Source organism: Streptomyces cynarae (genome assembly GCF_025642135.1).
In the GTDB taxonomy this organism is placed as follows: domain Bacteria; phylum Actinomycetota; class Actinomycetes; order Streptomycetales; family Streptomycetaceae; genus Streptomyces; species Streptomyces cynarae.
In genome coordinates, this window is the sequence record NZ_CP106793.1 from 7,559,805 (window position 1) to 7,585,206 (window position 25,402).

The window sequence follows — 25,402 nt, forward strand, 5'->3', positions numbered from 1 at the left end:
GTACGCCCGGAAGACCGCAAGGGGAGGACTCCGTCCGGCGTGCGGAAGTCCCCGCTGACGCGAAGTCGACGGGGATGTAACGGGGTGGACAGGGATGAACACGGGCGAAAGGGTGGCCGCTTCAGCCGGTCAGCCGTACAACTCCCGCAGCCGCACCGACAGGCACGTCACACATCCCTCGAGCTTCTCGAACTCGCCGATGTCCACCAGGACCGGTTCATGACCGAGGTCGGCGAGCAGGTCCGCCGTCTTCGGCGCTGCGGCCGACATGAGCAGCCTGTCGCCGCCGAGCAGCACGACGTGCGCCCCGGGCTCCTCCGGCACCGGAAGGAAGCGCGGGAACAGCGACGGCTTGTCCACCAGCGGCACATGGCCGATGACCGTTCCGTCGGGCAGCGCGGTGACCGCCGACTTCAGGTGCAGCACCTTCGTGACGGGCACCGGGACCACTCGGGCGCCCAGTGGTTCGAACACCGCGCGCATCTGCCGGACGGCGGCCGCGTTGGTGCGTCCGCCGCGGCCGACGTAGATCGTGTCGTCGATCTTCAGGACGTCGCCCCCGTCGAGGGTGCCCGGCTCCCAGATCCAGTTCACCGAACAGCCCAGCCGGGCCACGGCCTCCTCGACGCCCGCCGTCTCCTCGCGCCGTGACTCGGCGCCCGGTCGCGTGATCAGTGCGACATTCTTGTACATCACCACCGTGTCCTCGACGAACACCGAGTCCGGGCAGTCGTCGGCCGGTTCGACCTCGATCGTCTCCCAGCCGTGCTCGCGCAGCGTCCGCGCGTACGCCTCCCACTGCTCGAGCGCGCGATCGACGTCGACCTTCTCCCGCTCGATGTGGGTCACCAGCCCCTCGGCCAGGCGCGGGCTGGGTCGGCGGATGAGGGCCTTCTTGCTGGGCACGTGCGGGACTCCGTCTCGGCTGATGATGTCGCCCGCCATCATGCAGGGCCGGAACCCGGGGACAAAGCCCCGGGTTTCGGCCCCGTCCGGACCAGGTGCCTTTCCGGTCAGGGCCGGTCGGGCTCCCCGACGGCCTCCGGCGTGGTCTCCTTCAGCTCTCCGTCGAGCAGCAGCCAGCGTGTGATGCCGATCGACTCCAGGAACGGCAGGTCGTGGCTCGCCACGATCAGCGCGCCCTCGTACGATTCCAGGGCCGTGGTGAGCTGCCGCACGCTCGCCATGTCGAGGTTGTTGGTCGGCTCGTCCAGCATGAGCAGCTGCGGCGCGGGCTCGGCGAGCATCAGCGCGGCCAGGGCGGCGCGGAAGCGCTCGCCACCCGACAGGGTTCCGGCCGGCTGGTCGGCCCGGGTGCCGCGGAACAGGAAGCGGGCCAGGCGTGCCCGGATCCGGTTGTTGGTGGCGGCGGGTGCGAACCGGGCCACGTTCTGCACCACCGTCAGCCCGTCGTCCAGGACGTCGAGTCGCTGCGGCAGGAAGCGCAGCGGCACATGCGCCGTCGCCTCGCCCGCCACCGGGTCCAACTCGCCCGCGATGGTGCGCAGCAGCGTGGTCTTGCCCGCGCCGTTGCGCCCGATCAACGCGATCCGCTCGGGACCGCGCAGTTCCAGGCCCCCCTGCACACGGGCGCCGTACGTCAGCTCCAGGTCCAGGAGCGTCAGGACGGACCGCCCCGGCGGTACCGCCGTGTACGGCAGGTCGACGCGGATCTCGTCGTCGTCCCGGACCGCCTCGACCGCCTCGTCCAGTCTTTCCCTGGCCTCGGCGAGCCGCTCCTCGTGCAGAAGACGGTGCTTGCCCGCCGACTCCTGTGCGGCCCGTTTGCGTGCCCCCATGACGATCTTCGGTTCGCGCTTGCTGTCCCACATCTTCTGCCCGTACCGCTTGCGGCGCGCCAGCTTCACCTGCGCGTCGACCAGTTCGCGCTTCTGCTTGCGCAGATCGGCCTCGGCGACGCGCACCATGCGCTCGGCCGCCTCCTGTTCGACGGCCAGTGCCTCCTCGTACGCGGAGAAGGTGCCGCCGAACCAGGTGACCTCCCCGACGCGCAGATCGGCGATCTGGTCGACCCGGTCGAGGAGTTCCCGGTCGTGGCTGACCACGACCATGAGCCCCGGCCAGGACTCGACCGCCGCGTACAGCCGTCTGCGCGCGTACAGGTCGAGGTTGTTGGTGGGTTCGTCGAGCAGCAGCACGTCCGGGCGGCGCAGCAGCAGCGCGGCCAGCCGCAGCAGGACGGACTCGCCACCGGAGACCTCGCCGATGGTGCGGTCCAGCCCGATGTGACCGAGGCCGAGTTCACCGAGCATCGCCTCGGCGCGCTCCTCCACGTCCCAGTCGTCGCCGACGGTCGTGAACTGCTCCTCCGCCACGTCGCCCGCCTCGATGGCGTGGAGCGCGGCGCGCTGGGCGGCGATGCCGAGGGCCTCGTCGACCCGCAGGGCGGTGTCGAGCGTCACGTTCTGCGGCAGATGGCCGACCTCTCCCGTGACGCGCACGGTGCCCGAAGCCGGGGTGAGTTCGCCGGCGATCAGCTTCAACAGGGTGGACTTCCCAGATCCGTTGGTTCCGACGAGCCCGGTCCTGCCGGCGGCGAAGGCGACCTGGAGGTCCTCGAAGACGGAGGTGCCGTCGGGCCAGGAGAAGGAAAGGGAGGTGCAGGTGATGGAAGATGACATACGGGCCTCGCGGTTGCTCAGGGGCGGGTGTCGGGCAACGCGTGTGAGACACCGCATGAGGCGACGGTCCGCGAACGGAGGGAAGAGGAAGCTCCGCACCGAAAGGACGGCTCGAACGCCGAGGTCGCACGCGACGCACACAGACACGGGCAGTGCTGTGCGACGCGGTGTCTCAAGACCTCAGACGAGCAACGTCCTTCTCCTCCCGGCGGCAACAGAAGCGTTGAACACCGTACGAGGGGCTCGGGAGAGCGTCAACGCAATTAAATGCGCGGAGGGCGCCCCCGGTCCCTCGCCCTTGTCGTCCGCCCTACCCGCATGTCGGATTTCCGCCAGCCACCGGCCCCCGCCCGTTGGTTGACTCGTCCGCATGACGAACAAGACCTCGCCGCGTGAGCAGGCCCTCGCCTTCCGTTCCCTGCATGTGCCCGGTCGTCCGCTCGTGCTGCCCAACGTCTGGGACGTCGCCAGCGCGAGGCTCGTCGAGGACGCGGGGGCCGCGGCCGTCGCCACGACGAGCGCCGGGCTCGCCTGGGAGCTGGGCGCCGCCGACGGCGACCGCCTCTCCGGCGGCGACGCCTTCGCGGCCCTTACCCGGATCGCGGACGCGGTGCGCGTCCCGGTGAGCGCGGACGTCGAGACCGGGTACGCCGATGACGCCGCGGGCGTCGGCGCCACGATCAGGGCGGTGCTGGCGGCGGGCGCCGTCGGCGTCAACATCGAGGACGGCCTGTACGGCGGCGGCGCCTCGCTGCGCCCGGTCGCCGAGCAGGCGGCGCGCATCGCCGCCGCGCGCGAGGCCGCCGAGGCGGCCGGGGTGCCTCTGTTCGTCAACGCGCGCGTCGACACGTATCTGCGCGGCGCCGGAGGCCTGGAGGAGACCCTGGAGCGGGCAGCCGCGTTCCTCGCCGCCGGAGCGGACGGCGTCTTCGTCCCCGGGGCCGTCGACCCGGTGACGGTGAAGGCACTCGCCGAGGGCATCGAGGGCCCGCTGAACGTGATGGCCGGCCCGGGCGCGCCCGCGGTGGCCGAACTGGCCGCCCTCGGCGTCGCCCGGGTCAGCGTCGGCTCGGGCATCGCACAGGCCGCCCACGCCCTGGTCCGCCGCGCCGCAAGGGAGCTGCTCGACGCGGGAACGTACGACGCACTGGCCGCCGGCCTCGACTACGGCGAGCTCAACGGGCTGCTGGGCGGGAGCAGCCAGAAGGCCTGAAGGGATGCGGGGTTGTGACCGTGTCCGGCTCCGCCGACCGGGCGCGACCGGCCACGGACGACCCGCACGCGACGTCGGACCGAAGGACGGCGAGCGGGCGCACCGAGGAGTTCAGCACGCGTCCCGCATCAGTTCCGCGAGGTCGTGGTCCAGGTCGACCTGAAGATGCTCCAGACCCACCGGCACCAGCTCGGTGGTCCGCTGCAGGAAGCGCTCGATCTCGTCCGAGTGGACGTGCACCACGGCGGTGCCCTCCGGGGCGTGGAACTCCAGGACGGTGCGCTCGTAGCCGTACGGCCGCACCCGGACGTCCCCGTGCCCCTCCGGGCCCTCCAGGCCGGCGGCGAGGAGTTCGCGGGCGAAGGTCCAGCACACCTCCACACCCTCCAGGGTGGCGGGGGCGGGGAAGGTCATGCGGACGGCGAACGGGTCGCTCCGGTCGTAGTGGAGCACGGCCGGAATGCTCTGCATGCGCGGCGCGGCAGCGACGAGACGGGCCTCCACGGGCTGCTCGATGACGGTCGACAACGCCTTGCTCCCTTGTGACGGCTGGACGGACTTCGGGCGGATGAGGCCAGGCACTTGAAGAGACGATGGAATCGGCCAATCCGTGCACATGAAATGCGAGTGACCTCTGTCACCGAGTCCATGCCACCGGACGGCGCACGGTGAGGGCGATCACTCCGGTGTCCCGCGGTCTCCGGGACACCGGAGAGGACACCGCGTACGCGCGTTCGGTTCCCGGGCGGGTGGTGGCGGTGAACCGCGGCGAAAGGGGTACTCGGGGAGCACCGCATTCGGAGAGGAAGTGACGGTCATGCCACGCGGCTCGAGCCCCAAGCGGGAACGACAGTACGAGCACATCAAGGAGAGCGCGCGCGACCGCGGGGAGGGCGAGGGACGCGCCAAGGAGATCGCGGCGCGGACCGTGAACAAGGAGCGCGCCCGTTCCGGTGAGTCCAAGACCGCGAGCCGCACGTCCACCCAGGACAAGTCGTCCGCCAAGCGCGGCGGACAGCGCTCGGGCAAGGGCTCCCAGGGGCAGACGTACGACCAACTGTACGAGGAGGCCAAGCGGCGCAACATCCGCGGCCGCTCGGACATGAACAAGAGCGAGCTTCAGCGCGCGCTGGGCAAGTGACGGCGGTCCGGGGGGTCGTACGCTCGTCACCACCATGACCGTCGTACGCACCCCCGCGGGCTGGCCCGCGACCGAAGAAGAGGCCCGTGCCGTGCAGGACGAGCTGCGCGGCCGGGTGATCCTCGACGAACCGGGGCCGCCGCCCGGGACCGGCCCCGTGACGGGGGTCGACGTCGCCTACGACGACGAGCGCGGCGTGGTCGCGGCGGCGGCCGTCGTCCTGGACGCGGCCACGCTCACCCCTCTCGCCGAGGCCACGGCCGTCGGTGAGGTCTCCTTCCCGTACGTTCCCGGTCTGCTCGCCTTCCGGGAGATCCCCACCGTCCTGGCCGCGTTGGAGGCCCTGGACCGCGATCCCGGGATGGTCGTCTGCGACGGCTACGGCCTCGCCCACCCGCGCCGGTTCGGTCTGGCGAGCCACCTCGGCGTCCTCACCGGACTGCCCACGATCGGCGTCGCCAAGAACCCGTTCACCTTCGCCTACGCGGAGCCGGGGACCGAGCGCGGCAGCAGCAGCCCGCTCCTCGCGGGCAGCGAGGAGGTCGGCAGCGCCCTGCGCACCCAGGCGGGCGTCAAGCCGGTGTTCGTCTCCGTGGGGCACCGGGGTCGGCCTCGACACCGCCTGCGCGCACACCCTCGCGCTCGCCCCGGTGTACCGCATCCCCGAGTCCACCCGGCGCGCCGACAGCCTGTGCAGGCGCGCCCTCAAGGAGGCCGTCGGGTCCGCGGCCTGAGTACTGCGCCTGAGTAGGTGAACGGATGTGGCCGCACCGCCGTGATCGGCAAGGTGGGACACATGACGACACACCGTGCGCCGAAGACCGTGAGCCACCCCGCCCAGCCCGTCGAGCGTGCCGTGACGGCCGCTCTGCTGCTCACCGCTCTCGCGGGGCTCGCCTGGATCGTCGGGATGGTCGTCACGGTCCTGGAGTGGGGGTCCTGACGCCGGCCGACGATTGCCCCCCGTGCCGTTGTCGGTGGCCGCGACTACGGTGAGGCGAGAATGTGCGTACGGAGAGTATGCGGTCGAGGCCCACGCTTGACTAAGCGCTTGCTCGATCGGATAGTGCCCGTACTGGAACACGTTCTCGACAACGCCGATCTCGGATCGGGTGTCTCACGGAGCTGGGGGCCGGATGGCAGTGGCAAGGACGCCGGGGCTGGGCCCCCTCGCCGGCGTGCGCGTCGTCGAGCTGGCCGGTATCGGGCCCGGCCCGTTCGCCGGCATGCTCCTCGCCGATCTCGGCGCCGACGTCGTCCGCGTGGACCGGCCGAACGGCTCCGGACTCGCCGTCGACCCGGAGTACGACGTCACCAACCGCAACAAACGCTCGGTGATCGTCGACCTGAAGACCGAGGAGGGCCCGGCCCGCGTCCTGGACCTGGCCGAGCGCGCCGACATCCTCATCGAGGGCTACCGCCCGGGCGTCGCGGAGCGCCTCGGCGTCGGCCCCGAGACCTGCCACGCCCGCAACCCCCGGCTCGTCTACGGCCGGATGACCGGCTGGGGCCAGGAGGGCCCGCTCGCCCCGCGCGCCGGACACGACATCGCCTACATCGCGCTCACCGGCACGCTCGGCATGATCGGCGCCCCGGACGCGCCGCCCGCGGTCCCCGCGAACCTCGTCGGCGACTACGCGGGAGGCGCGCTCTACCTCGTGGTCGGCGTTCTCGCCGCCCTCCACCACGCCCGCGCGACCGGAACCGGCCAGGTGGTGGACGCGGCCATCGTCGACGGTGCCGCCCACCTGGCCTCGATGATCCACGGCATGCTCGCCGCCGGGGGCTGGCAGGACCGGCGCGGCGCCAACCTGCTCGACGGAGGCTGCCCGTTCTACGGCACCTACGAGACGGCCGACGGCCGTTACATGGCGGTGGGTGCCCTTGAACAGCAGTTCTACGGGGAGTTCGTGGAGTTGCTGGGGATCGCGGACCGGGCCCCGGCCCGCAAGGACGTCGCCCGTTGGGATGAACTCCGGGAGCTGGTCGCGGCCCGTTTCAAGACCCGCACGCGCGACGAGTGGACCGCCGTCTTCGAAGGCTCCGACGCGTGCGTGGCGCCCGTCCTGTCACTCCGGGAGGCGCCGGCACACCCCCACCTCGCCGCCCGCGGCACCTTCACCGACCACGGCGGCATCACCCAGCCGGCGCCCGCGCCCCGCTTCTCGGTCACCCATACGGCGGTGCACGGCGGGCCCGCGCAGCCCGGCGCCGACACCGAGGACGTCGCCCGCGACTGGGACGTGCCGCGACTCCTCGGGGCGGCGACCGACGAAGCTTTCGACCCTCCCGAGCCGCGCCTGCCCGGCCGACCCTCCTCGAAAGGCTGACAGTTGAGCACCGAAGCGTACGTCTACGACGCGATCCGCACCCCGCGCGGACGCGGCAAGGCCAACGGCGCCCTGCACGGCACCAAGCCCATCGACCTGGTGGTCGGGCTCATCCACGAGACGCGGCGGCGTTTTCCCGATCTCGACCCCGCCGCGATCGACGACATCGTGCTCGGTGTGGTGAGCCCGGTCGGCGACCAGGGCTCCGACATCGCCCGGATCGCCGCGATCGCCGCCGGACTGCCCGACACGGTGGCCGGCGTCCAGGAGAACCGCTTCTGCGCGTCCGGTCTCGAAGCGGTCAACCTGGCCGCCGCGAAGGTCCGCTCGGGCTGGGAGGACCTGGTGCTCGCGGGCGGCGTCGAGTCGATGTCCCGGGTTCCGATGGCCTCGGACGGCGGCGCCTGGTTCGCCGACCCGATGACCAACATGACCGTCAACTTCGTGCCGCAGGGCATCGGCGCCGACCTCATCGCCACCATCGAGGGCTTCTCCCGCAGGGACGTCGACGAGTACGCGGCGCTGTCCCAGGAGCGGGCGGCGGCGGCCTGGAAGGACGGCCGCTTCGACCGCTCCGTGGTCCCCGTGAGGGACCGCAGCGGTCTCGTCGTCCTCGACCACGACGAGCACATGCGGCCCGGCACCACCGCCGACTCTCTCGCCAAGCTGAAGCCGTCGTTCGCGGACATCGGCGAACTGGGCGGCTTCGACGCGGTGGCGCTGCAGAAGTACCACTGGGTCGAGCAGATCGACCACGTCCACCACGCGGGCAACTCCTCAGGCATCGTCGACGGCGCGGCCCTCGTCGCCATCGGCTCCAAGGAGACCGGCGAGCGGTACGGGATGCGGCCCCGGGCCAGGATCGTGTCCGCGGCGGTCTCCGGCTCCGAGCCGACGATCATGCTGACCGGACCCGCGCCCGCCACCCGCAAGGCCCTCGCCAAGGCCGGGCTGACGATCGACGACATCGACCTCGTCGAGATCAACGAGGCGTTCGCCGCGGTCGTGCTGCGCTTCGCCAAGGACATGGGGCTGTCCCTGGACAAGGTCAACGTCAACGGCGGCGCCATCGCGCTCGGCCACCCGCTCGGCGCGACCGGCGCGATGATCCTCGGCACGCTGGTGGACGAACTGGAGCGGCAGGACAAGCGGTACGGGCTGGCCACGCTGTGCGTGGGCGGCGGCATGGGCATCGCCACGATCGTCGAACGCGTCTGACCTTCCCCAACGGATCGAACGGTTCGAACGGACCTTACGGAGCACCCCGATGAGCACAGAGTCCACCACCATCCGCTGGGAGCAGGACGACACCGGCGTCGTCACCCTCGTCCTCGACGACCCGAACCAGTCCGCGAACACCATGAACCAGGCGTTCAAGGAGTCGATCGCGGCGATCGCCGAGCGGGCCGAGGCCGAGAAGGACTCCATCCGCGGCATCGTCTACACCTCCGCGAAGAAGACCTTCTTCGCGGGCGGCGACCTCAAGGACATGATCAAGGCCGGCCCCGAGGACGCCCAGCAGGCGTTCCAGACCGGTGTGGCGATCAAGAACTCCCTGCGCCGTATCGAGACCCTCGGCAAGCCGGTCGTCGCCGCCCTCAACGGCGCGGCCCTCGGCGGCGGCTACGAGATCGCCCTCGCCTCCCACCACCGCATCGCCCTCGACGCCCCCGGCTCCAAGATCGGCCTTCCCGAGGTCACCCTGGGTCTGCTCCCGGCGGGCGGCGGCGTCACCCGCACCGTGCGCCTGATGGGCATCGCCGACGCCCTGCTGAAGGTGCTGCTCCAGGGCACCCAGTACTCGCCCCGGCGCGCGCTGGAGAACGGTCTCGTGCACGAGGTCGCCGCCACCCCCGAGGAGATGATGGCCAAGGCCCGCGCCTTCATCGACGCCAACCCCGAGTCCCACCAGCCCTGGGACCGGCCCGGCTACAAGATCCCGGGCGGTACGCCGTCCAACCCGAAGTTCGCCGCCAACCTGCCCGCCTTCCCGGCCAACCTGAGGAAGCAGCTGAACGGCGCCCCCTACCCGGCCCCGCGCAACATCCTCGCGGCGGCCGTCGAGGGCTCCCAGGTCGACTTCGAGACCGCCCTGACCATCGAGGCGCGCTACTTCACCGAGCTGGTCACCGGGCAGACCGCGAAGAACATGATCCAGGCGTTCTTCTTCGACCTCCAGGCCGTCAACTCGGGCGCCAACCGCCCGGGGGGCATCGAACCGCGCCAGGTCCGCAAGGTGGCCGTCCTCGGCGCCGGCATGATGGGCGCGGGCATCGCCTACGCGTGTGCCCGCGCGGGCATCCAGGTCGTCCTGAAGGACGTCTCCCTCGAGGCGGCCGTCAAGGGCAGGGGCTACTCCGAGAAGCTGTGCGCCAAGGCGGTCTCCAAGGGGCGTACGACCCAGGAGAAGGCCGACGCGCTGCTCGCCCGCATCACCCCCACCGCCGAGGCCGCCGACCTCGCGGGCTGCGACGCCGTCATCGAGGCCGTGTTCGAGGATCCGGCGCTCAAGCACAAGGTGTTCCAGGAGATCGAGAACGTCGTCGAGCCCGACGCGCTGCTGTGCTCCAACACCTCCACCCTGCCGATCACCGCGCTCGCGGAGGGTGTGGAGCGGCAGTCCGACTTCGTCGGGCTGCACTTCTTCTCGCCGGTCGACAAGATGCCGCTCGTCGAGATCATCAAGGGGGAGCGGACCGGTGAGGAGGCGCTGGCGCGCGCCTTCGACCTGGTGCGGCAGATCAACAAGACGCCGATCGTGGTCAACGACTCGCGGGGCTTCTTCACCTCCCGGGTCATCGGCCACTTCATCAACGAGGGTGTCGCGATGGTCGGCGAGGGCATCGAGCCCGCGTCCGTCGAGCAGGCGGCGGCCCAGGCGGGCTACCCGGCGAAGGTGCTGTCCCTGATGGACGAGCTGACGCTCACCCTGCCCCGGAAGATCCGCAACGAGACCAAGCGGGCCGTGGTGGAGGCGGGCGGCACCTGGACACCGCACCCGGCAGAGGCCGTCATCGACCGCATGATCGACGAGTTCGGCCGCACCGGGCGCAGCGGCGGCGCCGGGTTCTACGAGTACGGCGAGGACGGCAGGCGCGGCCGGCTGTGGCCGGGCCTGCGGGAGCACTTCACCGAGCCCGGGTACCGGATCCCGTTCCGGGACATGCAGGAGCGCATGCTGTTCTCGGAGGCGCTGGACACCGTCCGGCTCCTCGAGGAGGGCGTACTGACCTCCGTCGCCGACGCCAACATCGGATCGATCTTCGGGATCGGCTTCCCCGGCTGGACCGGCGGCGTCCTGCAGTACATCAACGGCTACGAGGGAGGCCTGCCCGGCTTCGTGGCCCGGGCCCGGGAGCTGGCCGAGCGGTACGGCGAGCGGTTCACGCCGCCCGCGCTGCTGGTGGAGAAGGCGGAGAAGGGGGAGCGGTTCACCGACGCTCACTGAGACGGTGGACGACGCCCGCTGAGACGGCCGGGGGACCCGGGACCAGGAGTCCCGCACGGGTCCCCCGCCGTGCCTTTATGACCACTCTGGGACGCCCATGTGGGGAACATGTGAGAAGTCCCGCTCTGTGACCTGCGCCATCGCATGGAAATCGGCCTCTGCGAGAAGGTGAGCCCTTGGTCTGTGCCGCGTCAAGGGTGGCCGGACCGAGCCCCATCCGGAAACCCGCGCACCACCCCAGCGCCGGGCGTACCAGAGAGTAGATCCACTCGTGAGCAAGGACGCCGTGAACACGGCCGCGGTTGCATCCCACACCGATGCGACCCGGGCGCCCGCGGACGCGGGCGACGCCGGTTACAGCAAGGACCTCAAGGCCCGCCACATCAACATGATCGCGATCGGCGGGGCGATCGGCACCGGACTCTTCCTCGGTGCCGGAGGACGGCTGCACAACGCGGGTCCTGCCCTCGCGCTGGCGTACCTGGTCTGCGGCGTCTTCGCCTTCTTCGTCGTGCGCGCCCTCGGCGAGCTGGTCCTGTACCGGCCGTCGTCCGGGTCGTTCGTCTCGTACGCGCGCGAGTTCCTCGGCGAGAAGGGCGCCTACGTCGCCGGCTGGATGTACTTCCTGAACTGGTCGACGACCGGCATCGCCGACATCACCGCCATCGCGCTCTACACCCACTACTGGAGCTTCTTCACCTCCATCCCGCAGTGGGTGCTCGCCCTGATCGCCCTCGCGGTCGTGCTGGCGGTGAACCTGATCTCGGTGAAGATCTTCGGCGAGATGGAGTTCTGGTTCGCGATCATCAAGGTCGCCACCCTGGTGGCCTTCATGTTCGTCGGCATCTTCCTGCTGGCCACGCGGCACGAGGTGGACGGCCGCACGCCCGGTCTCGGCGTGATCAGCGACCACGGCGGGATCTTCCCGCACGGGCTCATGCCCGTCGTCCTGGTGATGCAGGGCGTGATCTTCGCCTACGCGGCCCTGGAGTTGGTGGGCGTCGCCGCGGGCGAGACCGCGGAGCCCGAGAAGGTCGTGCCGCGCGCCGTGAACTCGATCATGTGGCGTGTGGGTCTGTTCTACGTCGGCTCGGTGGTCCTGCTCGCACTGCTGCTGCCGGGCTCGGTCTACTCCGGGGACGAGAGCCCCTTCGTCACCGTGCTGTCGAAGATCGGTGTCCAGGGCGCGGGCGACGTGATGAACCTGGTCGTCCTCACCGCCGCGATGTCCTCGCTGAACTCCGGCCTGTACTCCACCGGCCGCATCCTGCGCTCCATGGCGATGGCGGGCTCGGCGCCCAAGTTCACGGCGCGGATGAACCGCAGCCAGGTGCCCTACGGCGGCATCCTGCTGACCTGCGCGGTCTGCGTGATCGGCGTGGGCCTGAACTACTTCGTGCCGAGCCAGGCCTTCGAGATCGTGCTGAACGTGGCCTCCCTCGGGATCGTCAGCACCTGGGTGATCATCATGATCTGCCACCTGGTCTTCGTCCGCCGTGCCCGGGCGGGCCACCTCACCCGACCGTCCTTCCGGCTGCCCGGCAGCCCGGTCACGGAGATCGCGACGATCGCCTTCCTGCTGGTCTGCCTCGGCCTGATGTGGAACGACCCCGACGTCGGCCGCAAGACCCTGCTGCTCATCCCCGTGATCGCGGCCCTGCTCGTCGGCGGCTGGTTCGCGCTGCGCCGCCGCATCGAACAGGCCACGAACCAGGAACTGACCGACCTCACGAAGTAGCAGCTCAGGGGCCGCTGTCAGTGGCAGCTCCTACGGTGGCGTCATGCCGGAGATCGCATACATCCGGGGTGATGCCACCGTGCCTTCGGGCGAGGGCCCCAAGGTGATCGCCCATGTCTGCAATGACATCGGGGGCTGGGGGAAGGGGTTCGTCCGAGCGCTGTCGCACCGCTGGCCCGAGCCTGAGGCGGCGTACCGCGCCTGGCACCGGGACCGCGCGGCGAACGACTTCGGGCTGGGGGCTGTTCAGTACGTCCGCGTTGAGCCCTCCTTGTGGGTGGCCAACATGGTCGGGCAGCGGGGGATACGCAGGCGCGGGAGCAGCGGCACGGAGGTGCCGGTGAGGTATGAGGCGATCGACGCGGCACTCGCCGCGCTGGGCGAGAAGACCCTCGAACTCGGCGCCTCCGTGCACATGCCGCGCATCGGCTGCGGGCTGGCGGGCGGTACGTGGTCCCAGGTGGAGCCGCTGATTGAGCAACGGCTAGTACGGCGGGAGATACAGGTGACCGTGTACGACCACGGTGACTGAGCAGCGGACACGTGGAGGATCACCGCCGTCGGCCTGTGGCGAAGCCCAGCCGGTAGCGCCCCGGGCACTGCTTGCCGAGGCCGACTACGCGGGTACGTCCCGGAGCCGGCCTCGGGCCGCGCGTGGAGTGGCGCCGATCAGCCGGAGTGAGCGGTGTTCGTCGCCTCGATCTTCTTCCAGGACCTCGGCTGCGTCACGGCAGCCGAAGCCGGTGCGACGGACGCGGCGCGTGCCGCCGGTGCCGCCGGCTTCGAGGGCTGGAACAGCCAGGTGTCGAAAAGAGCCCCCAGCGGCTTCCCGGACACCTTCTCCGCGTACGCCTGGAAGTCGGCGACCGAGGCGTTGCCGTACGCGTGCTCCTTCGGCCAGCCCTTCAGGACGGCGAAGAATGCGTCGTCCCCGATCTCGTTCCGCAGCGCCTGGACGGCCAGCGCACCCCGGTCGTAGACCGCGATGTCGAACTGGCTGTCCGGCCCCGGGTCACCCGGCTTCACCGTCCAGAAGGCGTCGTCGGCCGGGTGCGCGGCGTACACGTAGTCCGCCAGCTCCTGCGTCGTGCCCTCGCCCTCGTGCTCCGACCAGAGCCACTGCGCGTACCGCGCGAAGCCCTCGTTGATCCAGATGTCCTTCCAGCCCTTCAGCGACACGTCGTCGCCGTACCACTGGTGCGCCAGCTCGTGCACCACGACGGACGTGTTGGAGCCGTTCGCGAACTGCTTGGGGCTGTAGTACACCCGGGTCTGCGTCTCCAGTGCGTACCCGGTGGTCGTGTTCGGCACATAGCCGCCCGCCGAGCTGAACGGATACGGCCCGAAGTAGCCGCTGAGCCAGTCGACGATCTCCCCGGTCCGCTCCACGCTCGCCCGCGCGGCCCCGTCGTTGTCGCCCAGGTCCTTGCTGTAGGCGTTGACGACCGGGACCCCGCCGTCCGAGGCGCTCGTCGTGATGTCGAACCTGCCGATCGCGAGGGTGGCGAGATAGGTCGCCTGAGGCTTGTTCTCCCGCCAGTTGTAGCGGGTCCAGCCCAGCTTGGAACTCGTCGACTGCAGCGTGCCGTTGGATATCGCCTGCGTGCCGTCCGGCACCGCCACCGACACGTCGTACGTCGCCTTGTCGCTCGGGTGGTCGTTGCTCGGGAACCACCACCACGCCGACTCGGGCTCGTCCGCGGCGACCGCGCCGTCCGGGGTCCGGTGCCAGGTGGTGAAGCCGTAGGCGCTCTTGGTGGACGGCACGCCGCTGTAGCGGACCACGACGGTGATCGGCGTGCCCTTCGCCAGCGGGTTCGCGGGTGTGACCACCAGCTCGTGCTGGCCCGAGGCGGTGAAGGACGCCTTCGCCCCGTTCACCCGCACCTCGCTCACATCCAGCAGGAAGTCCAGGTCGAACCGCGACAGGTCCTGTGTCGTCCGCGCCAGGATCGTCGCCGTGCCCTGCAGCTCGTCCGTCTTCGGCTGGTACGTCAGCCGCAGGTCGTAGTGGGAGACGTCGTATCCGCCGTTGCCGTAGTACGGGTAGTAGGGATCGCCGATACCCGGGGCACCGGGCTGGTAGGTGGCCGCCGATGCCGGGATCGCCAGCAACAGGGAAGCCGCCGCGAGTGCGCCCGGGGCGATGAGTCTGCGGTGCACGAGAACTCCAAGTCGTAGGGGCACGAGGTCTGTTGTGTCCGGAGCCTATTCAGACCCGGCGTTGCCCGGCATGTCCATGGCACCCTCTGTCACACGATCGCCATCCGGCCGACATGAGCCACCCGTCCATCCGGCCCCACCGGCCACGCCGGAACCCGAACCGGACAGTCCCTCAGATGCCCTCTTCTGCACAGGAGTTGATCCCGGTACCGTCCCGCGCATGCGGATCAGCACCCCCCTCAGAGCCTTCAGACCGCTCGCGGCTGCGGCCACCGCCGCGCTCCTGGCGGTCCTCCTCATCCCGTCGGCCGCCCACAGCGCGCCCCGGGAGAGCTGGCCCGTCTACTCGTACGACAACGCCATCCGTGAGTCGGTCTGGGTGGACACCGGCCTGGACGGCGACGGCGACGGAAAGTCCGACCGTGTCGCCGCCGACGTCGTCCGGCCCCGTGAACCCGCGGCCAAGGGCCGCAAGGTGCCCGTCATCATGGACGCCAGCCCCTACTACTCCTGCTGCGGGCGCGGCAACGAGAGTCAGAAGAAGACCTACGACGCGAGCGGCCACGTCGTCCAGATGCCGCTCTTCTACGACAACTACTTCGTACCGCGCGGGTACGCCTTCGTCGGCGTCGACCTGGCCGGAACCGATCGCTCCGACGGCTGCGTGGACGTGGGCGGCCGCTCCGACATCCAGTCCGCCAAGGCCGTGATCGACTGGCTGAACGGCCGCGCCAAGGCCTACACCACCCGTACCGGCACCACGCCCGCCAAGGCGTCCTGGACCAACGGCGCCACCGGCATGATCGGCAAGAGCTGGGACGGCACCATCGCCAACGGAGTCGCCGCCACCGGCGTCAAGGGCCTGAAGACCATCGTGCCCATCAGCGCCATCTCCTCCTGGTACGACTACTACTTCGCCAAGGGCGCACCCCTGTACGACTCCGGCCCCAACTGGCTGTCCGACTACGTCGAGAGCCCCGACGCCCGCGCCAAGTGCGCCGCCGTGCAGCACAGACTCGTCGACGGCGCGCCGCGCACCGGTGACTGGACACCGCTGTGGACCGAACGCGACTACGTGAAGGACGCGGGCAAGGTCCGCGCGAGCGTCTTCCTCGTGCACGGCATGCAGGACCTCAACGTGCGCACCAAGCACCTCGGCCAGTGGTGGAACGCCCTCGCCCAGCACGGCGTCAAGCGCAAGATCTGGCTCTCGCAGACCGGGCACGTCGACCCCTTCGACTACCGGCGCGCCCCATGGGTGGACACCCTGCACCGCTGGTTCGACCACGAACTCCTCGGATACGACAACGGCATCGACCGCGAGCCCGTGGCCGACATCGAACGTCACCCCGACCAGTGGGTCACCTCCACCGTCTGGCCGCCCCGCGACACGGCCACGACCACGCTGCGTCCCGGCCACGGCGACCGGGCCGGCGTCGGCACCCTCGGACTGCGCTCCGGCACCGGCACCGAGACCTTCACCGACGACCCGCAGCTCAGCGAGACCGACTGGGCCGCGCACATCGACCGGTCCACCCCCGACAAGGCCGGGTTCGTCACCCCGACGCTGTCGAGGGACCTGCGGATCTCCGGCTCCTCCACGGTGACCGTCACCGTCACGCCCACCACCTCCTCCGCCCACCTGTCCGCCGTGCTCGTCGACCTCGGCGCCGACACGATCCGCGACTACGCCGACTCCCAGGAGGGCATCACCACGCTCACCGACCGCACCTGCTGGGGCGCGAGCACGGCCGGCGACAGCGCCTGCTTCAAGGTCACCCAGGCCAAGAAGGCGGACGTCACCTCCACGGTGTTCAGCCGCGGCTGGGCCGACCTCGGCCACTACGCCTCGGACGCGAAGGGCGTCCCGCTGACCCCGGGCAGGCCCTACACCGTCACGCTCGACCTGGCCGCGACCGACCACGTCGTCCCGAAGGGCCACCGGTTGGCCCTGATCGTCGCCGGCACCGACAAGGACCTCATCGACCCTCCGTCCACCACGCCCACCCTGACCGTGGACCTGTCCCGCACGGCGGCCCGGGTGCCGCTCGTCGGAGGGGCCGCGGCGTTCGCGGGCGCCACCTCCGGGGCGACGTCGGCAACTGCTGCGCCCACCACGCCGTACGGCCTGCGGAGCCCGCACAGGGACCACCGCGTCCCCGACGGCCGCTGACGGCGGCACGGCATCCGACACAGCCTCGGGCGGCCGGGTCCACGGCCCGGCCGCCCCTGCCGGCGCGGTAGGCCGATCGAATCCGTTCTGCCGTGCTCACATCACCCCCCGCGTGGGGATACTCACGGCATGCCTGCCGAATACGCGACCTTCGGCCTGGCACCGGCCATGCGGGCCGGTGCCGTGCTCACCGGTGGCGACTACGAAGCGCACCGGGATTTCGTGGACTTCGTCGTCGACGGACGCCCGCTGCTGCACCGGCTCTCCGACCTCGACGCCGTCTCCCCGCTGGCCTCCGACATACCGCCTGCGATCTTCACCGCGCAGGTGCGCGGGCTGCTGCTGGAGACCGGTGCGCCGCTGCCGGGCGGCCGGTACGTCCTGTACGGCTGCCCCGAGTGCGAGGACCTGGCGTGCGGAGCGGTCACCGCGGTCATCGCACGCGACGGCGACGACTACGTCTGGCGGGACTTCGCCTGGCAGACCGACGACACCGCCGATCTCGAACTCAACGGTTACCACGGCATCGGCCCCTTCCGCTTCCACGGAGCCGAGTACCGTGCCGCGTTGGGCGCGCTGCTGGACGGCGGCGCCCCCGCGTCCCGGCGCCGCGTGCTGCTGATCGGCGCCCGTGTCGCCGTGCTCGCCAAGCTCGCCGCCGCCCTGCGCACCATCGGCATCGGCGCCGACATCACCCGCGACGCGACCGGCGTCCCCACCGAGGAACTGCGCCAGTACGGTGCCGTCGCCTTCGGACGGGCGGTCACGGAGGAGGAACGGGCCGCCGTACGCCGGTCCTTCGAGGACGCCGGGCTCGATGTCGCCCACGTCGACGGACTCGCCCCGATCGTCCCGCTGCTCGTCGCCCAGATCGAGCAGGCGCTGGACCGCGCCCCGGCCCAGCAGCGCCGCCTGACGGGACTGGCTGCCACCGACGGCGCGGCGTACGTAGAGGTCACCTCCCGCTGCCGTGTCCGCCTCACCGCCCACCGCCTCGACCGCCTCTACCGCACCCACACCAGCGAGGTCTTCGACGGCGTCCTGGAGCCGGGCCGTCACCGTATCGCCCTTGACTCCAAGGCGGTGAAGGGCGAGGCGTTCCTCGTGGCGCGGACCTCGGGAAGTGTCCTGGTGGAGGCCGTGACGCGGTGAGAATCCGGGCGCGCGCGGCACCGGGCGGCCGTTAGGATCGGCGGTCTGATGACTGCCACCCTCGTCGCCAAGAACCTCGCCGCCGGGCACGGCGACCGCTCGCTCTTCACCGGGCTCGACCTCGTCGTCGCGCCCGGTGATGTGATCGGGCTCGTCGGTGCCAACGGCGCGGGCAAGTCCACCCTGCTGCGCATGCTCGCCGGGCTGCACACCCCCGAGCAGGGCGAGCTGCGGCTGTCCCCGCCCACCGCCACGGTCGGGCACCTGCCGCAGGAGCCGGAGCGCCGGCCGGGGGAGACCGTACGGGAGTTCCTGGCCCGCCGCACAGGCGTCGCCGACGCGCAGCGGGCGATGGACGAGGCCACGCAGGGGCTCGTCGACGGGGCGCCCGGCGCGGACGACGCGTACGCGGCGAGCCTGGAGCGCTGGCTCGCCCTCGGCGGCGCGGACCTCGACGAACGCGCCGAGGAGGTCGCCGACTCCCTGGGCCTGGGCGTCGGCCTGGACCAGCCGATGACGTCCCTGTCCGGCGGGCAGGCGGCCCGCGCAGGCCTCGCCTCCCTGCTGCTGTCCCGCTACGACGTCTTCCTGCTCGACGAGCCCACCAACGACCTCGACCTGGACGGCCTGGAGCGGCTGGAGCGCTTTGTCAGCGGGCTCCGCGCCGGGACGGTGGTCGTCAGCCACGACCGGGAGTTCCTCACCCGCACGGTCACCAAGGTTCTCGAACTCGACCTCGCGCAGCGGCAGATCAACCTCTACGGCGGCGGATACGAGGCCTATCTCGAGGAGCGTGAGCGGGCCCGCCGGCACGCCCGCGAGGAGTACGAGGAGTACGCCGACAAGAAGTCCGCCCTCCAGGACCGTGCCCAGATGCAGCGCGCCTGGATGGACAAGGGCGTCAAGAACGCACGCCGCAAGGCGAGCGACAACGACAAGATCGGCCGCAAGTTCCGCAGCGAGGCCAGCGAGAAGCAGGCCGCGAAGGCCCGGCAGACCCAGCGCATGATCGAGCGCCTGGAGGCCGTCGAGGAGCCCCGCAAGGAGTGGGAGCTGCGCATGGAGATCGCGTCGGCCCCCCGCTCGGGCGCGGTCGTCGCCACGCTGCGGGACGCGGAGGTGCGGCGCGGCGACTTCACCTTCGGCCCGGTGTCCCTCCAGATCGACTGGGCGGACCGGGTGGCGGTGACGGGCGCGAACGGCGCGGGCAAGTCCACCCTGCTCGGCGCGCTCCTCGGCCGTGTCCCGCTGGACGCGGGCCACGCCTCCCTCGGCTCGGGCGTCCTGGTCGGCGAGGTCGACCAGGCCCGCAAGCTGTTCCACGGCCCGGAATCCCTGCTGGACGCGTTCCGCGCCGCGGTCCCCGACACCGAGCCGGTCGAGGTCCGCACCCTGCTCGCCAAGTTCGGCCTGAAGACGGACCACATCCTGCGCCCGGCAGCGACCCTCTCCCCGGGCGAACGCACCCGTGCCGCGCTGGCGCTGCTCCAGGGCCGGGGGGTCAATCTGCTGGTCCTGGACGAGCCGACGAACCACCTGGACCTGCCGGCGATCGAACAGCTGGAGTCGGCCCTGGACTCCTACGAGGGCACTCTGCTCCTCGTCACCCACGACCGCCGGATGCTGGACGCGGTACGGGTGACACGCCGCCTGGAGGTGGCGGACGGCAAGGTGACGGAACACCCGTGACCGCGTCGGGCAATCGGCTTGTTCCCCGAACTGTGCTCGTCCTAGAGTGAGTTGACTCCGACGAGATGTTCCCCCGAAGTACGCCGCAGAGCGGGAGCGTCCCACCTCACCGAGGTGCCGGAGGGGCGGCAGCTGTCCTTGTCGACCCTTCCTGTCGGAGGTCTCCCGCATGAACATCGGTATCGGTCTGCCCATCGGCGACCCGACCACCCTGCTCACCTGGGCGCGGCACGCGGACGCCGGGCCCTTCAGCACCCTCGGCCTGCTCGACCGGCTCGTCTACGACAACCCGGAACCCCTGGTCGCGCTCTCCGTCCTCGCGGGCGCCACCTCCCGCATCCGCGTCCAGACCGAGGTGCTGCTCGCCCCGCTGCGGGATACCGCCCTGCTCGCCAAGCAGGCCGCCACCCTCGACCGGATGACCGGTGGGCGGCTGGTCCTCGGCCTGGGCATCGGCGGCCGTGACGACGACCACCGGGCCACGGGCACCGACCCGCGTACCCGGGGTCGGCGCCTCGACGAGCAGATGGAGGTCATGCGGCGCCTGTGGTCCGGCGAGCCGTACGGTGAGGGCGTCGGCCCGATCGGGCCGACGCCCGCTCGCCCCGGCGGCCCCGAGGTCCTCTTCGGCGGGTTCAAGCCGGCCGCGCTCGAACGCGTCGCGCGGTGGGGCGACGGCTTCCTGGCCGCCGCGCCGCCCTCCTGGGCGGGCGGCCTGTTCGACACCGTCCGCGGGTTCTGGCAGCAGTACGGCCGCGACGGCGAGCCCCGCCTCGTCGCGCAGGTCAATGTGGCGCTCGGCCCGCAGGACGTGATCGACGACGCACGGACCGCCATGCACGCCTACTACACCTTCACCGGCATGGCCGACCGGATGGTCGCCGGGATGCTCACCACACCGGCGGAGATCCAGGAGGCGATCACCGCCTTCACCGACCTCGGTGCCGACGAGGTGATGCTCTACTGCTACGGCCTCGACCCGGCCCAGGTGGACCGCCTGGCCGACATCCTGTGACGACCTGATCCCGTACGGCTCGGCCGGAGGGAACCCGGGCCCGGGCTCCCCTACGGAGCAGGGGCCCGGGCCCGGCACCTCAGCGGCGGCCCGGCTTCTGGTCGAGCAGACCGGCCCGGCGCAGTGCGTCCGCCATCGCGCTGTTGGCCGGCGGGGGCGCCTGGCGGGAGCCCGTGCCCTGGCGGCCCTGGCGCTGCTGCGGGGGACGCCCGCCGCGCTGCCGGGCGCCGCCGGAGGGCTGCCCCTGCGGAGCCGCCTCGTCGTCCAGCCGCAGCGTCAGCGAGATCCGCTTGCGCGGAATGTCGACGTCCAGGACCTTCACCTTGACGATGTCACCCGGCTTCACCACGTCCCGCGGGTCCTTGACGAACGTCTTCGACATCGCGGAGACGTGCACCAGACCGTCCTGGTGGACGCCGACGTCGACGAAGGCGCCGAACGCGGCGACGTTCGTGACCACGCCCTCCAGGATCATCCCGGACGACAGGTCGGAGATCTTCTCCACGCCCTCCTTGAAGCTGGCCGTCTTGAACGCGGGCCGCGGGTCGCGCCCCGGCTTCTCCAGCTCCTTGAGGATGTCGGTCACCGTCGGCAGACCGAACGTCTCGTCCACGAAGTCGGACGCCTTCATCGAGCGCAGCACCGCCGTGTTCCCGATCAGCGACGCCACCTCCTGGCCCGTCGTCTTCACCATGCGCCGGACCACCGGGTACGCCTCCGGGTGCACGCTGGAGGCGTCCAGCGGGTCGTCACCGCCCCGGATCCGCAGGAAGCCCGCGCACTGCTCGTACGCCTTGGGCCCGAGCCGCGCCACGTTCTTCAGCTGGGCGCGGGACGTGAACGGGCCGTTGGTGTCGCGGTGCGCCACGATGTTCTCCGCGAGCCCGGAGGAGATGCCGGAGACCCGGGCCAGCAGCGGAGCCGACGCCGTGTTGACGTCCACGCCCACGCCGTTCACACAGTCCTCCACGACCGCGTCCAGCGAGCGGGACAGCTTCACCTCGGACAGGTCGTGCTGGTACTGGCCGACGCCGATCGACTTCGGGTCGATCTTCACCAGTTCGGCGAGCGGGTCCTGCAGACGGCGCGCGATGGAGACGGCGCCACGCAGCGACACGTCCATGTCCGGCAGCTCCTGCGAGGCGAACGCGGAGGCGGAGTACACCGACGCGCCGGCCTCGGACACCATCACCTTCGTCAGCCCCAACTCGGGGTGCTTGGAGATGAGTTCACCGGCGAGCTTGTCCGTCTCGCGGGACGCCGTGCCGTTGCCGATCGCGATCAGCTCGACCGCGTGCTCCTTGGCCAGCCGGGCCAGCTTGGCGATCGCCTCGTCCCACTTGTTGGCCGGGACGTGCGGGTGGATGACGTCCGTGGCGACCACCTTGCCGGTCGCGTCCACCACGGCCACCTTCACGCCCGTACGGAAACCGGGGTCCAGGCCCAGCGTCGCGCGGGTGCCGGCGGGGGCGGCGAGCAGCAGGTCGCGCAGATTCGCAGCGAAGACCTTGACGGCCTCGTCCTCGGCCGCCGTACGCAGCCTGAGCCGCAGGTCGATGCCCAGGTGCACCAGGATGCGGGTGCGCCAGGCCCAGCGGACGGTGTCCAGCAGCCACTTGTCGGCAGGACGGCCGCGGTCGGCGATCCCGAAGCGGTGCGCCACGATCCCCTCGTACGACGACGGACCGTCCGTCGGCTCCTCCGGCTCCAGGACGAGGTCGAGGACCTCCTCCTTCTCGCCGCGCAGCAGAGCGAGGACCCGGTGCGAGGGCAGCTCGGTGAAGGGCTCGGCGAAGTCGAAGTAGTCGGCGAACTTGGCGCCCGTCTCCTCCTTGCCCTCCCGTACCTTGGACGCCAGGCGTCCGCGCACCCACATCCGCTCGCGCAGCTCGCCGATCAGGTCCGCGTCCTCCGCGAACCGCTCGGTGAGGATCGCCCGCGCGCCCTCCAGCGCGGCCTGCGGGTCCGGCACCCCCTTGTCGGCGTCGACGAACGCGGCCGCCGCGGCCACGGGCTCCACCGTCGGGTCGCCGAGCAGGCCCTCGGCCAGCGGCTCGAGCCCCGCCTCGCGTGCGATCTGCGCCTTGGTGCGCCGCTTTGGCTTGTAGGGGAGGTAGATGTCCTCCAGGCGCGCCTTGGTCTCCGCGCCCCGGATCCGCGCCTCGAGCTCCTCCGTGAGCTTGCCCTGCTCCCGCACCGACTCGAGGATCGCCGTGCGCCGCTCCTCGAGCTCACGCAGATAGCGCAGCCGCTCCTCGATCGTGCGCAGCTGCGCGTCGTCGAGCATCTCGGTCGCTTCCTTGCGGTAGCGGGCGATGAAGGGCACCGTCGAGCCGCCGTCCAGCAGCTCGACCGCGGCCTTCACCTGCCGCTCCCGTACGCCGAGCTCCTCGGCGATCCTGCCTTCGATGGACCCTGCTCCGAGGGACCCGGGTGTCGTCACGATCCCGTACCGCCTTCTCCACTGAGGTTGCGCGGCAATTGTGGCAGGTCGCACCGACAACGGGGGCGCAAGGGCACGAGGACGGGGCGGCGCCGTCCGCGCCGCCCCGTGGGCTGGGGGTCCTCGGGCGGTTCAGGCCCGGCGGGCGGAGTCCGAAGCCCCGCCGAACAGCCGGGCCAGTGCCCGCAGCGGCAGCGTCACGACGGTCGCGACGGCGCCGCCGATCTGGCGCAGTACGTCTGCGATCGCACGGAACACAAGTTTCCCCTTTCGTCTCCCGGTGTGGACCATCGGGTGACGGCCGGGTACCTCATCCCTTGCCGATCATGCCCTCCGGGAAGGCCCCGGCCGTGAGGGCCCTGGTCAGCAGCGCGCCCGCGAGATCCGTCAGCCGTTCGACGCCCGCGGCGCCGAGGTGTTCGTAGGGGGCCCGGTCCAGGCGGTCGGTCTCCGCCTCGATCTCCCCGCGCAGCGCGGTGCCCGCCTCGGTCAACTCGTCGTCCGCACCGAGCAGTCCACGCTCGCGCAGCCGCCCGCACGCCGCGTCCCAGTCCTCCCGGCTCCAGCCGCGCGTGCCGAGCGCCCACTTGGGGGACATGCCCTTGCCGGTCGCGGTGTGCGTCACCAGTGCCTCCACCGGATCGAGGTCCGCCGCCAGCAGCACCGCGAGATGGCCGTCGCCGCGGTGCTCCCGCAGCAGTGTGGCAGCGTGCCAGAGCGCCAGGTGCGGCTCGTCGGGCACCGGCAGATCGGCGTGCGCGGCATACAGGGGGCGCGCGTGCCGGGTGCACGCCTCCGTCGCGCGCAGCGCGAGCTGCGCCGCCTCGGCCGTCTCCTTGGCGGCGACGGTCTCCTCGCCCAGCAGCCGCCGCAGCGTCGCGTCGACTGCACGCGCGCGTGCCGCGAGCACCACCTGGGGGGACGCCGTCTCCCACACGGCCGGCACATGCCGTGCCACCAGCCCGGGGTGGAAGTTGAAGAACGCGGCCGTCACCACACCCGCGCCCACGGGGCCCATGGCGGCGGCCCGCACCGCGAAGTAGGCGGCTCTGCTGTCGGACACGCCCACGGCGGTCAGTTCCCGGCTCAGATCCGGCGAGAAGTAGTGCGTCGAGTGCAGCGGATTGATCACATTGTGGCAGCGCCGCGCGGCGCGCTCCGGTAGGGGAGAGGTCATGACCGGCAGGTTACCGACTGGTCGGTACGTCGAAAAGCGCACGGCCCGGCATGGCAGGAAAGGTGGGATCTTCGTCGTTGCAGCCATGTCGCCCACCGCCAAGAATCGACGGCATGCGCACCCTCCTGGTCGTCCTCTTCGACGGCGTTCAGAGTCTTGACGTCACCGGCCCGGTGGAGGTCTTCGCGGGCGCCGAGCTGCGCCGCCCCGGGTCCTACCGCCTCGTCACCGCCTCCCTGGACGGCGGCCCTGTCCGCACCTCCAGCGGCCTCACGCTGGCGGCCGACCACGCCCTCTGCGACGCGCCCGCCCCGCACACCCTGATCGTTCCCGGCGGTCAGGGCAGCCGGCACCCCGATGAGCGCCTGCTCGACTGGCTGCGGGAACACGGTCCCCGCGCCGACCGTCTGGTCTCCGTCTGCACCGGCGCCGTCCTGCTGGCCCGCGCGGGCCTCCTCGACGGGCGCCGGGCCACGACCCACTGGGCGTACTGCGACACGCTGGCCCGCCACCATCCGGAGATCGAGGTCGACCCCGACCCCATCTACGTACGCGACGGACACGTCGCCACCTCCGCCGGCGTCACCTCCGGCATCGACCTCGCCCTGGCCCTCGTCGAGGAGGACCTGGGTCGTGACACCGCCCTGACCATAGCCCGCCACCTGGTCGTCTTCCTGCGCCGCCCCGGCAACCAGGCCCAGTTCAGCGCTCAGCTCGCCGCCCAGACCGCGCGGCGCGAGCCCTTGCGCGAGGTCCAGCAGTGGATCAGCGAGCACCCGGACGACGACCTCACCGTGGAGGCGCTCGCCGCCCGGGCCCGGCTGTCGCCCCGTCACTTCGCCCGCGCCTTCCAGGCCGAGACAGGGATGCCCCCGGGCCGCTATGTCGACCGCGTCCGCCTCGAACACGCCCGCCGTCTGCTGGAGGACACCGGCGACGGCGTGGAGGAGATCGCCCGCGCCAGCGGCTACGGCACCCCGGAGGCCATGCGGCGTGCCTTCGTCAAGGCCCTCGGGGCCTCCCCGGCGGAGTACCGCCGCCGGTTCCGCCCCGCCACCACCCCCTGAAAGGGACCTTC

Annotated in this window: 20 protein-coding genes and 1 pseudogene; 14 read left to right on the forward strand and 7 right to left on the reverse strand. The window is 71.4% G+C overall.

The annotated features are described in order from the left end of the window. Window positions 1-129 precede the first annotated feature (129 nt). Window positions 130-906 carry a dimethylargininase gene (ddaH, locus tag N8I84_RS34080; RefSeq protein ID WP_263233327.1) on the reverse strand — a complete coding sequence of 259 codons (777 nt, stop codon included), beginning with the start codon at window positions 904-906 and terminating at the stop codon, window positions 130-132. A 107-nt stretch (window positions 907-1,013) separates the two neighbouring features. Next, window positions 1,014-2,642 carry an ABC-F family ATP-binding cassette domain-containing protein gene (locus tag N8I84_RS34085; protein ID WP_263233328.1) on the reverse strand — a complete coding sequence of 543 codons (1,629 nt, stop codon included), beginning with the start codon at window positions 2,640-2,642 and terminating at the stop codon, window positions 1,014-1,016. Window positions 2,643-3,012: 370 nt separating this feature from the next. Here N8I84_RS34085 and N8I84_RS34090 point away from each other — a divergent pair, with 370 nt between their 5' ends. After that, a complete protein-coding gene (locus N8I84_RS34090) occupies window positions 3,013-3,855 on the forward strand; it encodes an isocitrate lyase/PEP mutase family protein (protein WP_263233329.1) in 843 nt (280 codons plus the stop codon). Window positions 3,856-3,966: 111 nt separating this feature from the next. On the opposite strand, the gene N8I84_RS34095 is transcribed toward N8I84_RS34090, so the two are convergent. Continuing rightward, window positions 3,967-4,383 (reverse strand): spore wall synthesis regulator SsgD, encoded by a 417-nt coding sequence (locus N8I84_RS34095; protein ID WP_263233330.1) that lies wholly within the window; start codon window positions 4,381-4,383, stop codon window positions 3,967-3,969. 289 nt (window positions 4,384-4,672) lie between these two features. On the opposite strand from N8I84_RS34095, the gene N8I84_RS34100 reads away from it, so the two are divergent. From N8I84_RS34100 to N8I84_RS34135, 8 genes and pseudogenes are all read left to right on the forward strand, one after another. After that, a complete protein-coding gene (locus N8I84_RS34100) occupies window positions 4,673-4,996 on the forward strand; it encodes a plasmid stabilization protein (RefSeq protein ID WP_263233331.1) in 324 nt (107 codons plus the stop codon). Window positions 4,997-5,030: 34 nt separating this feature from the next. Then, window positions 5,031-5,730 (forward strand): annotated as a pseudogene (locus N8I84_RS34105) (endonuclease V). A 62-nt stretch (window positions 5,731-5,792) separates the two neighbouring features. Continuing rightward, a complete protein-coding gene (gene mmpA / locus N8I84_RS34110) occupies window positions 5,793-5,939 on the forward strand; it encodes a morphogenic membrane protein MmpA (protein ID WP_263233332.1) in 147 nt (48 codons plus the stop codon). A 193-nt stretch (window positions 5,940-6,132) separates the two neighbouring features. Next, window positions 6,133-7,326: a CaiB/BaiF CoA transferase family protein gene (locus tag N8I84_RS34115; protein WP_263233333.1), complete on the forward strand. Its 1,194-nt coding sequence runs from the start codon at window positions 6,133-6,135 to the stop codon at window positions 7,324-7,326. A gap of 3 nt (window positions 7,327-7,329) precedes the next feature. Next, the gene (locus N8I84_RS34120; RefSeq protein ID WP_263233334.1) at window positions 7,330-8,544 is read left to right on the forward strand and encodes an acetyl-CoA C-acetyltransferase; all 1,215 of its coding nucleotides are present in this window, start codon (window positions 7,330-7,332) and stop codon (window positions 8,542-8,544) included. A gap of 49 nt (window positions 8,545-8,593) precedes the next feature. Next, window positions 8,594-10,774 (forward strand): 3-hydroxyacyl-CoA dehydrogenase NAD-binding domain-containing protein, encoded by a 2,181-nt coding sequence (locus tag N8I84_RS34125; protein WP_263233335.1) that lies wholly within the window; start codon window positions 8,594-8,596, stop codon window positions 10,772-10,774. A gap of 271 nt (window positions 10,775-11,045) precedes the next feature. Then, window positions 11,046-12,512, forward strand: a complete 1,467-nt coding sequence (locus tag N8I84_RS34130; protein WP_263233336.1) for an amino acid permease — start codon at window positions 11,046-11,048, stop codon at window positions 12,510-12,512. 43 nt (window positions 12,513-12,555) lie between these two features. Continuing rightward, the gene (locus N8I84_RS34135) at window positions 12,556-13,044 is read left to right on the forward strand and encodes a macro domain-containing protein (protein ID WP_263233337.1); all 489 of its coding nucleotides are present in this window, start codon (window positions 12,556-12,558) and stop codon (window positions 13,042-13,044) included. Window positions 13,045-13,181: 137 nt separating this feature from the next. On the opposite strand, the gene N8I84_RS34140 is transcribed toward N8I84_RS34135, so the two are convergent. Beyond that, window positions 13,182-14,675: a M1 family metallopeptidase gene (locus tag N8I84_RS34140; protein WP_263233338.1), complete on the reverse strand. Its 1,494-nt coding sequence runs from the start codon at window positions 14,673-14,675 to the stop codon at window positions 13,182-13,184. Window positions 14,676-14,895: 220 nt separating this feature from the next. Here N8I84_RS34140 and N8I84_RS34145 point away from each other — a divergent pair, with 220 nt between their 5' ends. The 4 genes from N8I84_RS34145 to N8I84_RS34160 all read left to right on the forward strand — a co-directional run bounded on the left by N8I84_RS34145 (window position 14,896) and on the right by N8I84_RS34160 (window position 20,704). Further along, window positions 14,896-16,848 carry a Xaa-Pro dipeptidyl-peptidase gene (locus N8I84_RS34145; RefSeq protein ID WP_263233339.1) on the forward strand — a complete coding sequence of 651 codons (1,953 nt, stop codon included), beginning with the start codon at window positions 14,896-14,898 and terminating at the stop codon, window positions 16,846-16,848. Window positions 16,849-16,977: 129 nt separating this feature from the next. Further along, window positions 16,978-18,000 carry an oxidoreductase gene (locus N8I84_RS34150; protein ID WP_263233340.1) on the forward strand — a complete coding sequence of 341 codons (1,023 nt, stop codon included), beginning with the start codon at window positions 16,978-16,980 and terminating at the stop codon, window positions 17,998-18,000. A gap of 48 nt (window positions 18,001-18,048) precedes the next feature. Then, a complete protein-coding gene (locus tag N8I84_RS34155; protein ID WP_263233341.1) occupies window positions 18,049-19,689 on the forward strand; it encodes an ABC-F family ATP-binding cassette domain-containing protein in 1,641 nt (546 codons plus the stop codon). 169 nt (window positions 19,690-19,858) lie between these two features. Next, window positions 19,859-20,704, forward strand: coding sequence for an LLM class flavin-dependent oxidoreductase (locus N8I84_RS34160; protein ID WP_263233342.1), 846 nt, complete (start codon window positions 19,859-19,861; stop codon window positions 20,702-20,704). Window positions 20,705-20,783: 79 nt separating this feature from the next. Here the strand turns inward: N8I84_RS34160 and N8I84_RS34165 are convergent, their stop codons facing one another. The 3 genes from N8I84_RS34165 to N8I84_RS34175 all read right to left on the reverse strand — a co-directional run bounded on the left by N8I84_RS34165 (window position 20,784) and on the right by N8I84_RS34175 (window position 24,324). Further along, window positions 20,784-23,147: a Tex family protein gene (locus tag N8I84_RS34165; RefSeq protein ID WP_263233343.1), complete on the reverse strand. Its 2,364-nt coding sequence runs from the start codon at window positions 23,145-23,147 to the stop codon at window positions 20,784-20,786. Between the two features lie 132 nt (window positions 23,148-23,279). Beyond that, a complete protein-coding gene (locus tag N8I84_RS34170) occupies window positions 23,280-23,405 on the reverse strand; it encodes an LPFR motif small protein (RefSeq protein ID WP_263233344.1) in 126 nt (41 codons plus the stop codon). Window positions 23,406-23,457: 52 nt separating this feature from the next. Further along, window positions 23,458-24,324 (reverse strand): SCO6745 family protein, encoded by an 867-nt coding sequence (locus tag N8I84_RS34175; protein ID WP_263233345.1) that lies wholly within the window; start codon window positions 24,322-24,324, stop codon window positions 23,458-23,460. A 113-nt stretch (window positions 24,325-24,437) separates the two neighbouring features. Here N8I84_RS34175 and N8I84_RS34180 point away from each other — a divergent pair, with 113 nt between their 5' ends. Beyond that, a complete protein-coding gene (locus N8I84_RS34180; RefSeq protein WP_263233346.1) occupies window positions 24,438-25,391 on the forward strand; it encodes a GlxA family transcriptional regulator in 954 nt (317 codons plus the stop codon). The last annotated feature ends 11 nt before the right edge of the window (window positions 25,392-25,402 follow it).

Excerpts from the sequence above, each read along its gene's own strand:
- N8I84_RS34085 (WP_263233328.1), bottom strand. The coding sequence starts at position 2,642 with ATGTCATCTTCCATCACCTGCACCTCCCTTTCCTTCTCCTGGCCCGAC.
- N8I84_RS34090 (WP_263233329.1), top strand. The coding sequence starts at position 3,013 with ATGACGAACAAGACCTCGCCGCGTGAGCAGGCCCTCGCCTTCCGTTCC.
- N8I84_RS34100 (WP_263233331.1), top strand. The coding sequence starts at position 4,673 with ATGCCACGCGGCTCGAGCCCCAAGCGGGAACGACAGTACGAGCACATC.
- mmpA (WP_263233332.1), top strand. The coding sequence starts at position 5,793 with ATGACGACACACCGTGCGCCGAAGACCGTGAGCCACCCCGCCCAGCCC.
- N8I84_RS34115 (WP_263233333.1), top strand. The coding sequence starts at position 6,133 with ATGGCAGTGGCAAGGACGCCGGGGCTGGGCCCCCTCGCCGGCGTGCGC.
- N8I84_RS34125 (WP_263233335.1), top strand. The coding sequence starts at position 8,594 with ATGAGCACAGAGTCCACCACCATCCGCTGGGAGCAGGACGACACCGGC.
- N8I84_RS34135 (WP_263233337.1), top strand. The coding sequence starts at position 12,556 with ATGCCGGAGATCGCATACATCCGGGGTGATGCCACCGTGCCTTCGGGC.
- N8I84_RS34145 (WP_263233339.1), top strand. The coding sequence starts at position 14,896 with ATGCGGATCAGCACCCCCCTCAGAGCCTTCAGACCGCTCGCGGCTGCG.
- N8I84_RS34150 (WP_263233340.1), top strand. The coding sequence starts at position 16,978 with ATGCCTGCCGAATACGCGACCTTCGGCCTGGCACCGGCCATGCGGGCC.
- N8I84_RS34155 (WP_263233341.1), top strand. The coding sequence starts at position 18,049 with ATGACTGCCACCCTCGTCGCCAAGAACCTCGCCGCCGGGCACGGCGAC.
- N8I84_RS34160 (WP_263233342.1), top strand. The coding sequence starts at position 19,859 with ATGAACATCGGTATCGGTCTGCCCATCGGCGACCCGACCACCCTGCTC.
- N8I84_RS34175 (WP_263233345.1), bottom strand. The coding sequence starts at position 24,324 with ATGACCTCTCCCCTACCGGAGCGCGCCGCGCGGCGCTGCCACAATGTG.
- N8I84_RS34180 (WP_263233346.1), top strand. The coding sequence starts at position 24,438 with ATGCGCACCCTCCTGGTCGTCCTCTTCGACGGCGTTCAGAGTCTTGAC.